This window comes from Thalassotalea agarivorans, assembly GCF_030295955.1.
GTDB lineage: Bacteria > Pseudomonadota > Gammaproteobacteria > Enterobacterales > Alteromonadaceae > Thalassotalea_D > Thalassotalea_D agarivorans.
Map to the genome: position 1 here is coordinate 567,305 of NZ_AP027363.1, position 12,811 is coordinate 580,115.

General features: G+C 42.4%; 12 protein-coding genes. 7 read left to right on the forward strand and 5 right to left on the reverse strand.

The annotated features are described in order from the left end of the window. Positions 1-14 precede the first annotated feature (14 nt). From QUD85_RS02635 to QUD85_RS02665, 7 genes are all read left to right on the forward strand, one after another. Positions 15-1,394 carry a PhoH family protein gene (locus tag QUD85_RS02635; RefSeq protein ID WP_093330279.1) on the forward strand — a complete coding sequence of 460 codons (1,380 nt, stop codon included), beginning with the start codon at positions 15-17 and terminating at the stop codon, positions 1,392-1,394. A 62-nt stretch (positions 1,395-1,456) separates the two neighbouring features. Further along, on the forward strand, positions 1,457-4,324 hold the full coding sequence (locus QUD85_RS02640; protein ID WP_093330276.1) for an ATP-binding protein: 2,868 nt from the start codon (positions 1,457-1,459) through the stop codon (positions 4,322-4,324). 154 nt (positions 4,325-4,478) lie between these two features. Further along, a complete protein-coding gene (locus QUD85_RS02645; RefSeq protein ID WP_093330274.1) occupies positions 4,479-6,260 on the forward strand; it encodes an acyl-CoA dehydrogenase C-terminal domain-containing protein in 1,782 nt (593 codons plus the stop codon). Between the two features lie 54 nt (positions 6,261-6,314). Further along, the gene (locus QUD85_RS02650) at positions 6,315-6,893 is read left to right on the forward strand and encodes a glutathione S-transferase family protein (RefSeq protein WP_093330271.1); all 579 of its coding nucleotides are present in this window, start codon (positions 6,315-6,317) and stop codon (positions 6,891-6,893) included. Between the two features lie 138 nt (positions 6,894-7,031). Next, the gene (locus QUD85_RS02655; RefSeq protein ID WP_093330269.1) at positions 7,032-7,766 is read left to right on the forward strand and encodes a response regulator transcription factor; all 735 of its coding nucleotides are present in this window, start codon (positions 7,032-7,034) and stop codon (positions 7,764-7,766) included. Positions 7,767-7,878: 112 nt separating this feature from the next. Further along, the gene (locus QUD85_RS02660) at positions 7,879-8,226 is read left to right on the forward strand and encodes a response regulator (RefSeq protein ID WP_093330266.1); all 348 of its coding nucleotides are present in this window, start codon (positions 7,879-7,881) and stop codon (positions 8,224-8,226) included. Between the two features lie 10 nt (positions 8,227-8,236). Beyond that, a complete protein-coding gene (locus tag QUD85_RS02665) occupies positions 8,237-9,289 on the forward strand; it encodes an HD-GYP domain-containing protein (RefSeq protein WP_093330264.1) in 1,053 nt (350 codons plus the stop codon). A 5-nt stretch (positions 9,290-9,294) separates the two neighbouring features. Here QUD85_RS02665 and mgtE read toward each other — a convergent pair whose 3' ends face one another. The 5 genes from mgtE to hpf all read right to left on the reverse strand — a co-directional run bounded on the left by mgtE (position 9,295) and on the right by hpf (position 12,805). Beyond that, positions 9,295-10,653 (reverse strand): magnesium transporter, encoded by a 1,359-nt coding sequence (mgtE, locus tag QUD85_RS02670; RefSeq protein ID WP_093330261.1) that lies wholly within the window; start codon positions 10,651-10,653, stop codon positions 9,295-9,297. 272 nt (positions 10,654-10,925) lie between these two features. Further along, positions 10,926-11,201, reverse strand: coding sequence for an HPr family phosphocarrier protein (locus QUD85_RS02675; RefSeq protein WP_093330259.1), 276 nt, complete (start codon positions 11,199-11,201; stop codon positions 10,926-10,928). A gap of 2 nt (positions 11,202-11,203) precedes the next feature. Continuing rightward, complete coding sequence (gene rapZ, locus QUD85_RS02680) at positions 11,204-12,058, reverse strand: RNase adapter RapZ (protein ID WP_093330541.1); 855 nt, start codon at positions 12,056-12,058, stop codon at positions 11,204-11,206. Further along, positions 12,058-12,513: a PTS IIA-like nitrogen regulatory protein PtsN gene (gene ptsN, locus QUD85_RS02685; protein WP_093330256.1), complete on the reverse strand. Its 456-nt coding sequence runs from the start codon at positions 12,511-12,513 to the stop codon at positions 12,058-12,060. The genes rapZ and ptsN overlap by 1 nt, the downstream gene beginning before the upstream one ends. A gap of 4 nt (positions 12,514-12,517) precedes the next feature. Then, entirely contained in the window at positions 12,518-12,805 is a 288-nt protein-coding gene (gene hpf, locus QUD85_RS02690; protein WP_093330253.1) for a ribosome hibernation promoting factor, read from the reverse strand. Between the last annotated feature and the right edge of the window lie 6 nt (positions 12,806-12,811).

A 12,811-nucleotide genomic window follows, 5' to 3' on the forward strand; every position in this document is an offset into this window, starting at 1 on the left:
TAAGGAGTGCGTCTATGGCGGAAGAAAAAATCACCTATATATTAGACACCAATATATTACTGCACGAACCCTTCGCATTTTTATCATTCAAAGAACACGACGTCGTCGTACCCATGACAGTTCTCGAAGAACTGGATTCAATAAAAGATCGCAAAAAAGATGTCAGTCGCGACGCGAGAGTAGCGATACGCGCATTAGAAGATACCCTACAAGATGCCACACCAGAGGAGGTTTTAGCTGGCGTTAAGTTGCCTGAAAATTCGTCAGAGCAAGCCACCGGGCATTTATCAATATTTAATGACTATACCTTGGATAGTACCGCATCGACATTAACCTTTAATGAAAATGATAATCGCATTATTGCGTGTGCGCTCCATATTCAAGAACAAAAACAACCACATAAAGTAGTGTTGGTAACCAAAGATATTAACATGCGTCTGAAAGCGAAAGGGGCGGGACTCGCGCATGTTGAAGATTACAGAACTGACCAACTGATTGATGACATTCAGTTTTTAACGAAAGGGTATTATCGCTTTGAAGGTGAATTTTGGCAGCAAGTGAAAGATTGCGAAAGTGAAACTGAGGGTCGAAATACAACACATTATGTCAGTCGTGATATCTTGCCACAAACCTATATCAATGAGTATTTGGTCGATCAAACTAATGAATTTGCTGGCAAAGTGGTGAATTATGACGACGAAAAATTAGCGGTATTAGATTTAGGTTATGAACGCCTTATGGGCAAAAATGCTTGGGGTATTCATCCCAAGAATATCTATCAAGGCATGGCATTAGATGCGCTACTTGACCCTAGTATTGATCTAGTCATTTTAACCGGTCCGGCGGGCTGCGGTAAAACCCTACTGGCTTTGGCTTCTGCCTTAGAGCAAGTGGTTGAAAGGGGACTATACGATAAGGTGATTGTCACACGCTCTACGCCAGAAATAGCTGAATCAATAGGCTTTTTACCAGGCACGGAAGAAGAAAAGATGGCGCCTTGGTTAGCCGCAATCACTGATTCACTGGAAGTGTTGCATAAACAGGATGAAAACATGAGTTCAAGCATGAACTACATCATGGAGAAGGCGAATATTCAGTTTAAATCGGTCAACTTTATGCGAGGGCGAAGTATTCAAAATGCTTTTGTATTGCTAGATGAGTGCCAGAATTTAACCGCATCACAGCTTAAAACCATTATTACGCGCTGTGGTGAAGGCACTAAATTGGTGGTCTCGGGTAACCTTGCGCAAATAGATAGTAACTACCTTACTGCGCTGACTTCAGGATTAACTTATATCGTTGAACGCTTTAAAGATTTTCCTGGTAGTAGTACCATCAACTTAAATGGTGTTGTCCGAAGTAACCTTGCTTCTTTCGCAGAAGAAAACTTGTAAGCCTTGTGCTTATGCAAAAAGGTCCGGCAACAGCCGGACTTTTTTATTCATAGAACAATATTATGGTCGATTATTCAGGGTTTAAGAAAGAGGCGTTCTCCCGATATAGGGCGTCTATTTTTTTGTGGTTTTGCTTTATTGCCATTATCGCGGTATCTGTTTCGGTATATGGTTATTATAGAGAGCTAGACAATATTAATGAGCAAGCGTTGGTACAGCTCGATATTGAAGCGCAAGAGCTTAATGAAGATTTTGCCTCTGCAGTCAGTGCGTTGCGTGGATTGCAAACCTATGCCAAGTACAATTTAAGTCACCCGCAGATAGTTGCCCCACAATTTCCAGATCTGATTCAAAACGGCGAAGATTACTACATAGATGTCCCTAAAATGTCGCAAACTAAACCGGGCGTGCGATTTATCGGCAATATTACCGGCAGTGGACAAATTGATGCCCTTGATCAAGCCACTAAGAGCGAAATATCGACGGTTGCTAGTCTCGCGCCTACCTTGCTGGCGGTTAATGAAACGCTACCCATCGTCACTTGGTTCTACTATTTTTCACCGCGCAGATTCGTTGGGCTCTATCCTTGGCTGGATCATGAAAGTTGGAAGTACCAAGATCATTTGTTAAACGATCCAACGATAGTAAATGCACAAGCTTTGCCGGAAGAGGTTTATTGGTCGCCCCCTTATGTTGATGCTGGTGGCACTGGGCTCAATGTTTCACTCGCTATTAAGGTGCCATACGGTGAGCATAAACCAGGCGTGTTTTTGTTTGATCTTTCACTGGATAAAGTGCAACAAAACTTACCTAAAATTCAATATGCTCAACAGACAATCCTTTTGATTGATAGGCGTGGCCAAGTGGTTGCTTTTAATAGTGAAAAATCACCACAAGGATTATTGCGTTCAGTGTTCGATTGGCAACAAGTAGTGCCTACGGTGTTGAAGCGAAGTCAACAGCAGGTTATCGACTTGCAGCAACCCCAACTTAAAGAAAAGAATTACCGTATAAGCAAAAGTGTACTCGATGCCAATGGTTTTATGTTGTTGAAAATAGACTATTTGCCAGCGTTTAAACGACCCGTTTTCAATCGCTACGTATTTCAGTTTTTATTATTATTTGCAGCGCTTTCAATTTTCTTTTTATTGAGTATGAGCTTAACGCGCAGAACATTTATCAAGCCAACGCGTGATTTTATTGGTCATATCGAGAACTGTGCACAAGGTGATTTTGGCAAGATAAAAGCCCCCAAGGGCTGGCGACACTGGTTTACTGTCGTAGAAGATATCTTTAGCCAGAACAAAAGTTTAATGCATCAACTGCAAGATCAAAATGCGCAATTAGATAATCTTGTTGACGACAAAATAGCGGAACTCAAAGTTGCTAAAGAGCAAGCCGAAGTAGCCAACATGGCGAAAAGTCAGTTCCTAGCAAAAATGAGTCATGAGATACGCACGCCAATTAATGCGACCCAAGGGATGATGTCGCTGTTGGAAAAAACGGATCTAAATGCAGCGCAACGTCATTATCTGCATCATGCGATGACAGCGTCGGGGTCGTTGTTACATCTGATAGATGAATTGCTCGATTTTACCAAGATGGAAGCAGGTAAAATGACGCTTCAGGCAGCCCCTTGTGTTGTTGATGAACTCATTGACAAGACGCTCAAGTTTACGATGCAGGAAGCGAAGGAAAAGGGGTTAGATGTACAGGTTGAGATAGACAAGGATATCCCGATAGAAGTTAATACCGACGGCGACCGTTTAGTGCAAGTGATGAGTAATCTTATTCACAATGCAGTAAAGTTTACAGCACAAGGGTATGTTCGACTGTCTTTAACCACTCTTTCAAAGAATGCTGACAATACGCATATTCGATTTGAGGTAAAAGATACTGGTATCGGTATCGATGCCAAACACCAGGCACATTTGTTTGATGTCTTTAGGCAGGCAGATGAGTCCATGACGCGAAAATATGGCGGTTCTGGTTTAGGGCTCGCTATCTGCAAACAAATTGTTAATGCCTTTGGTGGTGAATTAACTATAGAAAGTGCGCTAGGTGAGGGCACCTCATTTCTATTTGATATTACCTTAAGGCACGCCGCTGATCGCAATATTCAATTACCTAAAAATGTCGTTTTCTATGACTACGGCTTTAATTGCGGTGAAAGTTTCGTTGCACTTATTGAAGCGACAGGATGGCAGTATCGCGGCGCAGAAATTGCCGATATCGTTTGTATGCCTGCATTTGAACAACTTACCGTAGTGTTGCTTGATGAAACCGCATTTATCCAGCTATCACTTGAAGAGCAGCAAGCATTTTGTAAACAGTTTATCGACGTGCCTGTGGTACTTGCTCTTTATCAGCCAAGGTTACACTTGCTCACCAGTGAGTTTATTCAAGTATTAGATGAAAGTGGCTTGGATTATATTATGCTTGATGCACCAATGTATCGCGGTAGCATATTATCGGTCGCACAAAAACTTCAGTCTGTCGTCGCTCAAGTCGAGCAAACAACCAGCGAACAGGTTGTTGATGTATCTGCAGAACCTCTTTCAGGGCTATCTGTTCTTTTAGTCGAAGATAACATTGTTAATCAAATGGTGGCGAAAGAACTACTTAATCATATGGGCGCACAAGTAACTATTGCAGAACATGGCGCGCGCGCAGTTGACGTACTTAAACAGCAAAGTTTTGACGTAGTGTTAATGGATATTCAAATGCCTGAAATGGATGGGCTCACTGCGTCAAGAATCATTAGAAAAGAACTGTCGTTGACGCAACTGCCGATAATAGCGATGACAGCCCATGTCAGCGACGAAGATAAAAATCAAAGTCTAGCCGCTGGAATGAACTATCACATATCGAAACCGATAGATGCTGAACAGTTGAAGTCGGTTATTTTAAGTTTGTTGGCACATCAATGAGTTAACTAGTTAGCTATGGTTTTAGAGAAAAGAAAGCGACCATTGGTCGCTTTTTTTTTTGCTTTATCAAGCGCGACAAACTTTACTTTATAAACGGATATCAGGTATATTCAAACAAGCGTTTTAATTGATTGTTTAGATTTGGAGCAAAGTGATGGCAGAGTATCGCGTTCCGTTAAAAGATATGAACTATGTGCTATTCGATGTGTTAGGCGTTGATAGCATGTGGCAGGGCAGCGAAGCATTGGCTGAAGCTGTTGATAAAGATACAGCACAAGCAATATTAGAAGAGTGTGCTAAGTTAGCTGAAAATGAAGTTGCACCAATCTCCCGAGAAGCAGATGAAATCGGTGTTACCTATGATCAAGGTAAAGTCACGACAGCGCCAGGGTTTAAAGAGGCATTTCAAGCGTATACAGAAGGCGGTTGGTCAGCCCTAGGTGGCGACCCTGAATATGGCGGTATGGGTATGCCCAAAGTCATTACTGCCTTGCATGAAGAAATGTTCTGCGCTGCGGATATCTCATTTTCACTTTATCCGGGCTTAACGGCAGGAGCGGCGTTATCGATTGCAAAACACGGCAGTGACGCGTTAAAAGAAAAATACTTACCCAATATGTACGCAGGTACATGGACGGGTTCAATGTGTTTAACCGAAGCACACGCCGGTAGTGACCTAGGCATGATCCGTACGAAGGCGGTCCCTCAAGAAGATGGCAGCTATTTAGTAACGGGTAATAAAATATTTATCACGGCAGGTGAACATGATATGTCAGAAAATATCATTCACCTTGTACTTGCAAAACTACCCGACGCTCCAGCAGGTTCTCGTGGTATTTCTTTGTTTTTGGTGCCTAAAATTCATGTAAATGATGATGGTTCACTAGGCGAAGCAAACCAGGTTTCATGTGGTGCGATAGAGCATAAAATGGGGATCCATGCATCAGCGACGTGTGTCATGAACTTTGATGGTGCTAAAGGCTATCTTGTTGGTGAAATTAACAAGGGCCTAGCGTGCATGTTCACCATGATGAACTTCGAACGTATTGGTGTGGGTATCCAAGGTATCGGTGCGGCAGAGCGTTCATACCAGAACGCGTTAGAGTACGCTAAAGATCGTATTCAAGGGCGTTCTTTAAGCGGCGTGAAATCACCAGACGCAGCCGCAGACTCTATCATGGTGCATGGCGACGTGCGACGCATGCTACTTAATATGAAAGCATTTAACGAAGGTTCGCGCGCTTTATCGACATATATCTCATTGCAGCTTGATTATGCCACGTTTGCATCAGGCGCTGAGAGAGAAAAAGGTGATGCCCTAGCGGCATTGATGACACCGCTAGCTAAAGCGTTTTTCACTGATGTTGGTTTCGAATCTACGGTAGCTGGCCAACAAGTATTTGGTGGCCACGGCTTTATTCGAGAATGGGGACAAGAACAATTGGTACGTGATTGTCGTATTGCGCAAATCTATGAAGGCACCAACGGTATCCAAGCCATGGACTTATTGGCACGAAAAGTCGCCGGCTCTAAAGGGGCATTAATGGACTTGTGGTTAAAAGATGCCAATGCCTATGTTGATAGTGTTAGTGATCCATCACTAACCGAGTTTGTTGCAGATTTACGTCAAGCGCTAACAGACTTAGATACAGTGACTAAGAACTTGTTGCTAAGAGCTGCAGACAACGCTGAGGAGTTAGGCAGTGCAGCGAATGATTATCTGCATTTATTTGGCTACACCGCTATGGCATTTATTTGGTTAAAAATGGCAGAAGTGTCAACAACGAATATGGAACAAGATCCAGCGTTTCATCAATCGAAGTTAAAAACGGCGCGCTATTTCTTCCAGAAGTTATTGCCAAGAAGGCACGCACTTATTGCGACAATTGATGCAGGCGCAGAAACATTGTTTGATATTGAAGACGATATGTTTTAAAACTAAGGCGAGCAAAATGCTCGCCTTTTTTACAACTGATACGAGGAAGTAACGATGTTAACCCTAATTGGATCAGGACCGTCTCCTTATGTAAGACGTATTCGTATTCTGCTAGGTCAATTCGATTATAAGTTTGTCAATCTAGACATTTATGGTGACCAACAAGACATTGAAGTATTGAAGCAAAACAACCCGGCCAATAAAATACCTGTACTCAAAGATGAAGATCTTACGTTGTACGATTCTCGCGTTATTTATCGTTATTTAGGTGAAAAGTTTGCCATAGCGCCGCTGAGTTGGCCGCAGGAGAATTTACTAACGTTAGTTGACGCTACTATCGATTCTCTTATCGTGTTGATATATGGTAAGCGTTCTGGTTATGACGTTGAGTCAGATGTGATGATATTCCAACGCCAACAAGAAAGGCTACCGCAACTTTTTGCTGCATTAGATAAAGCCTGCGCTGAAGGTAAATTTGACAATTGGGACTATCCTGCAATTTGCCTGTATACCTTGCTTGACTGGTCGTTGTTTAGAGAGCTCTACAAATGGCAAACATTTGAGCATTTACAAAAGTTTTATCAATCGAGCCTATCAGAAGCGTTTGTATCCGATACAGACCCTCGCCTATAGACCATTCTCTGGCGCGTTTGTATTTGTATATAAACGCGCACGTGGTTACAAATTAACCGCAAAATATAACACTCCTTAACAGATGTAAAATCTATTAACTTTTACAATTGCCTTACACTTTTTGGTTGTGAGGTTTTTATGATTCAAGAACAGAACACGCGTCAAGCAGTTAACGCTGTTCATTCAGTTTTGCTTATCGAGCACGACCGTATGATCGCTTCGTTGCTAAAGTCTTCTTTAGAAAAAGCAGGCTATATCGTTTATCAAACGCAGCAAGGAGAGCAAGCAAAGCTTGCCATGATGAAACATCAGCCTGATTTGGTGGTTATGTCAATGAACTTATCAGACATGAGCACGTTAGAGCTATGTGCATCATTAAGAAGCTTTTTCCATGGCCCAATTATGGTGCTGAGCGACGACAAGTCGGAAGCTGAGCATATCGCTGCTTTTGAAGCAGGTGCAGACGATTACTTGGTAAAACCAGTATCGCCAGCAATTATCAAAGCGCACTTGGAAGCATTGGCTAAACGCTATAATGCACAGAATCAAAATCAATCTAACTACAAGGTTGAAGTTGGTGATATCGTGCTTTATCCGCTAGCACATGAATGTAAAGTGAATGGCAATAGCATTCGATTAAGTGATTTTGAATTTAAGTTATTGCTGCTTTTAACCAGCAATGTGGGTAAGGTGTTAACACGAGACCGTATCTATAGCTTATTGCTAGGTCGCGAGTACAATGGTTTAGAACGTACCATAGATGTGCGTATCTCTAAGCTGCGTGACAAGTTATCAAGCGAAGGGATGCGTGAAACTCAAATTGAAACAGTTTGGGGTAAAGGTTACATCCTTAACGAACGCAAAGCTGCTTAAGCAGAAAATGTTTAAAAAAGGCGCCAATAGGCGCCTTTTTTATTGCACCTTGCGCGATTTTTGCTCATATTAAATACAGTTAACTTATCGCTACAAGAGTGAAAGAGGGTATATGCCAGAGCAAGCTAAGGTGCTGTTAATCGTTGATGACGAACCTAGTAACATCGATATTGTGAAGCAGTTGATGCCAGCTCAATATAAGTTAAAAGCTGCAAAGTCAGGTATGTTAGCTGAAAAAATATGCGCTAAAGCGATGCCTGATGTCATCTTAATGGACGTGCAAATGCCCGAGCAGTCTGGCATTGAAACCGTAGCACACATTCGCGCGCTACCAGATGGCGATAAAACGACTATAATCTATGCAACAGGTAGTCCGCTGCCTGAAGGGACACCACCCGAGCAAGGAGTACTGCTCAAGCCTATAGAAAAAGAACAATTTTTAGCATTAATTGAGGCGTGAGGAAGATACATTGAGTGAACTACAAACCATTCTTGTTGTAGACGATAATCCAGATAATATTGACGTTCTTACCGGTATATTGAGGCCTTATTATAAGGTTAAAGCGGCAATCAATGGCAAATTAGCATTAAAAATAGCCTCATCAAAAGCCAAACCAGATTTAATTCTACTTGATATCATGATGCCCGAAATCGATGGTTATCAGGTATGTAAGGAACTAAAAGCCAACCCTGTAACACGCCATATTCCGGTAATATTTGTCACCGCAAAAACTGAAATTGAAGATGAAAAACAAGGCTTTGAATTAGGGGCTGTCGATTACATCACAAAACCGGTTAGCATGCCGATTGTGTTAGCTCGTATCAAAACACATTTAGCTTTGTACGATCAGCAAAGAGCCTTAGAAGACCAAGTTAAAGAGCGCACAGAACAAATTGAACATACGCGCGCTGAAATTATTAAACGACTTGGCCGAGCGGCAGAATACAAAGACAATGAAACCGGCATGCACGTTATTCGCATGTCTTACTATTCAAAGTTCTTGGCGCAAAAAATTGGCTGTGATGATAGTTGGACAGAATTATTGTTTAACGCCGCCCCGATGCACGATATAGGCAAAATAGGTATACCCGATGCGGTATTACTTAAGCCCGGGAAGTTAAACGATGAAGAATGGGTGATCATGCAAAAGCATGTCCAGTATGGCGCCGATATTTTAGGAACTGACGATTCAGAATTACTGTCACTAGCGCGAGAGGTAGCTTTGTATCATCATGAAAAATGGAATGGTAAAGGTTATCCGCATGGCTTGAGCGGCGAGGATATTCCATTAAGTGCCAGGATAGTTGCTTTGGCAGATGTATTTGATGCTTTAACGTCGGTGCGGCCTTATAAAGAAGCTTGGCCGATTGAAAAAGTAGAAGCGCTTTTTAAAGAAGAAGCTGGGCAGCACTTTGATCCTGCACTAGTGCCAGAGTTTTTAGCATGTATGCCGCAAATCAAAGAGATAATGTCGAAATATTCGGATGACAAAGAAGCAGAAACATTTGGCTTAACTGAGTAGCTGCATTAGCCAAGGAGTAAGGTTGCTGTCCCTAAAAATGCAAAGATACCGACAACGTCTGTACAAGCCATTAATATAACGCCCCCTGCCAGTGCAGGGTCAATTTTCATTTTCTTTAAGAACAGCGGTACGGCTACGCCTGCAATCGCGGCACACATCATATTAACCATCATGGCAAAGCCTATAACAGCGCCTAGCATAATATCTTGACGCCACAAGGTCACGATACCAGCTATTAGCGTCGCCCAAATAACCCCGTTTAATATGCCAACAGAAAGCTCTTTAGTAAAAAGTGCCTTGGCGTTTGAGTCACCTATATGTCCAAGCGCTATACCACGCACAACAAGCGTAAAGGTTTGATTGCCAGCAATACCACCCATACTTGGTACTAAGGTATTTAGTACCGCAAGGATCGCCAATTGCCCAAGAATATCTTCAAACATACTTGATACGGATACAGCAAACAGTGCGGTACATAAATTGACTAAAAGCCAGACCGAACGTTGCTTTGTACTTTTAACTACAGGGGCAAAGGTATCAGCTTCGTCGTCAAGACCAGCCATACTCATCATCGAGTGCTCAGCATCTTCTCGAATAATATCGATAACATCATCAACGGTAATACGACCAAGTAAATGCCCTTGTTCGTCGATGACAGGCGCAGATAACCAGTCATAACGTTCAAACAACTGTGCGACATCGGTATCCGGCATGTCAGCCGCTATTGCTTCAATGTCTGAATCTATTAAGGTTGATACCACTACATCGGGTTTGGTTGTAACTATGGTGGCGAGTGTTACTGCACCAATGAAGCGATCGTGTCTATCAACCACGTAAAAAGAATCGGTTGACTCTGGTAGTTCACCTTTTAGTCTCAAATAACGCAATACCACATCAACCGTCACATCTGGACGAATGGTGATGGTATCGGTATTCATGATACCGCCAGCGGTTTCCTCAGCATAAGACAGCGCCGCTTCAACTCTGCCTCTATCTTGAGAGTCCATAGAACTCAACACTTCTTGATAAACTGAATCTGGCAGGGTTCTGAGGACTTCGGCTAAGTCATCGACGTCCATGCCTTCTGTGACTTCCGCGAGTTCCTCAGGTGCAATACTTTTTAGAATACCCTTACGAACTTCTTCACTTAGTTCTTCTAGTACTTCACCTTGGTCATCGGCGTCGACAAGTTGCCATAAGATCATACGGCTTTTTGCTGGGGAGGATTCTAGTAGTAGGGCAAGGTCGTATGCGGGCATGCTTTGCAAAAGTTTACGCACGTAGACAAACATACCGCTGCCTAACGCCTCGTTTACTTGCTGCAATCGCTGCTGACTGTATTCTTGCTCTGAAATTTCCGGCATATCCCTACCTTGCGTTCACCGGGTTAAGACCTGCTGCCTACTAGGCATACGTTAAATCAACATTGTTGCACTTAGATGACAGCAACGAGCACTGAATTAACGCTTATTATTGTTTGCAAGTTTATCTTAACTCACTGGTATTTTCAGCTTTTTTCTTATGCTGTTAGGGATTTCAAGGTGGGTTTTATAGGTGCGGATAAAAAGTTCTGATAGCAGGGAGAGTGGCAAAAAACGTGAAAAAACACGAACGTCTAAGATAACGAGTTGAAAGGTTATTCTTCTTCGTCGAAATTGTCGCTGAACAACTGGCATACCGCGGCAAGGGCTTGCGCCGCATCTTTACCTTCGGTTTCAACCGTGACTTGCTTACCTTGGCTACCCGCTAACAACATAATGCCCATAATTGAACTCGCGTCTGCCGTGCTACCGGCGAGTGTTACTGCAACCTTAGATTCAAATTGTTGGCATAATTGCGCTAATTTAGTGGCGGCGCGAGCGTGTAAACCAAGCTTATTGGTTATAATCACATCGCGTGAAAGTTTCGACATAGCTAAGTACTTTTTACATCAATATCGCGATGACGTGTTTGAATGTCATCATATTCTTTAGACAGCGCTTCAGCGAGTTTTTCTGCACAATATACACTGCGATGTTTACCGCCTGTGCAACCTATCGCAATTGTTAAGTAGCTGCGATTGTTTCGCTCCAAGTGAGGTAGCCAGGTACTCATAAACCCCTGGATTTGCCAAATAAACTTAGTCACGATCGGCTCAGCGACCAGAAAATCTTGCACTTGTTTGTCTAACCCTGTGTAGGCACGCAGCTCTTTCTCCCAAAACGGGTTGGGTAAAAAGCGTGCATCAAACACAAAGTCAGCATCTTGCGGCATACCGTGCTTAAAGCCAAACGATTGAAACACAATCACCATATTGCCGGACTTTTTCCCGAGTATCCGTTCGCGAACGGTATCAGCGAGTTGATGGGGCGTAAGCTGACTGGTGTTAATGAAATGATTAGCACGTGATGAAATTGGTTCGAGTAAACTTTTCTCCGCTTGTATTGCTTGATCAAGCGCCATGTTCTCGCGAATCAGTGGGTGCAAACGCCTAGTTTCACTAAAGCGTTTGGTTAAATCACTGTCGTCAGCATCTAAGAAAATGATTTGCAGCTCGACCGTCTCAGGTAAGTAATCTAGTACATCTGATACGTCATTAGGATCGGCCGGTAAGTTTCGAACATCAATACTGACTGCTACGTGCTCATAGTCATTGATAACAGAGTGCGTAAGCGCCGGCAGTAAATTGACAGGGATGTTATCTACGCAGTAATAACCCAAATCTTCTAGAACACGCAGAGCTACTGATTTACCTGAGCCTGAACGTCCACTAACAATCAGTAATTTCATCATTTATCAGTCGTCGCTAATAGTTCGTACAATGCTTCGCTAGAATCGCATTGGCGAATGAGTTTGCAAAATTGTTTATCAGAAAACATTTTTGCAATGTCTTGCAAGGTTGATAAATGTTGATTACATGCATCTTCAGGCACAAACAAAGCGATGAATATATCAACGGGACGATTATCAATTGCATCAAAATCAACCCCACTTTCAGAGGTTAACAACACAGCTGTTGGCTGGTTACCACAGGGCAGTTTGCCATGAGGTATGGCAATACCATTGCCGATGCCCGTGCTACTTGTTTTTTCACGCTCGATGAGACACATCAATAATTCATGTTGGCTCAAACCATGAATTTGTTGTGCCGCTTTTTCACATATCTCATCTAAAATGCGCTTTTTACTTGTGCCTGTAGCATTACACACTATCGCATCTGGCGATAACAGCTGTTGTAGTTTCATAAGGTTAATGTTGTTTTAGTTTGCCTTTGTATTTTAATACTTGGCGGTCAAGTTTATCTACTAGTGTGTCGATAGATTTATACATATCTTCACTATCAGATTTTGCATGCACTTCAGTACCATTAAGGTGCAACGTAGCTTCTGCAATTTGATTTAATTTTTCGACAGTTAAAACAACATATACGTTGTTAATATGTTCGAAATGACGAGCTAATTTTTCAAATTTTTCGTCAACATAGTCTCGCATTGAATCCGTAACTTCTACGTGGTGACCTGATAGATTAATTTGCATAAACCT

Excerpts from the sequence above, each read along its gene's own strand:
- QUD85_RS02635 (WP_093330279.1), top strand. The coding sequence starts at position 15 with ATGGCGGAAGAAAAAATCACCTATATATTAGACACCAATATATTACTG.
- QUD85_RS02640 (WP_093330276.1), top strand. The coding sequence starts at position 1,457 with ATGGTCGATTATTCAGGGTTTAAGAAAGAGGCGTTCTCCCGATATAGG.
- QUD85_RS02645 (WP_093330274.1), top strand. The coding sequence starts at position 4,479 with ATGGCAGAGTATCGCGTTCCGTTAAAAGATATGAACTATGTGCTATTC.
- QUD85_RS02650 (WP_093330271.1), top strand. The coding sequence starts at position 6,315 with ATGTTAACCCTAATTGGATCAGGACCGTCTCCTTATGTAAGACGTATT.
- QUD85_RS02655 (WP_093330269.1), top strand. The coding sequence starts at position 7,032 with ATGATTCAAGAACAGAACACGCGTCAAGCAGTTAACGCTGTTCATTCA.
- QUD85_RS02660 (WP_093330266.1), top strand. The coding sequence starts at position 7,879 with ATGCCAGAGCAAGCTAAGGTGCTGTTAATCGTTGATGACGAACCTAGT.
- mgtE (WP_093330261.1), bottom strand. The coding sequence starts at position 10,653 with ATGCCGGAAATTTCAGAGCAAGAATACAGTCAGCAGCGATTGCAGCAA.
- QUD85_RS02675 (WP_093330259.1), bottom strand. The coding sequence starts at position 11,201 with ATGTCGAAACTTTCACGCGATGTGATTATAACCAATAAGCTTGGTTTA.
- rapZ (WP_093330541.1), bottom strand. The coding sequence starts at position 12,058 with ATGAAATTACTGATTGTTAGTGGACGTTCAGGCTCAGGTAAATCAGTA.
- ptsN (WP_093330256.1), bottom strand. The coding sequence starts at position 12,513 with ATGAAACTACAACAGCTGTTATCGCCAGATGCGATAGTGTGTAATGCT.
- hpf (WP_093330253.1), bottom strand. The coding sequence starts at position 12,805 with ATGCAAATTAATCTATCAGGTCACCACGTAGAAGTTACGGATTCAATG.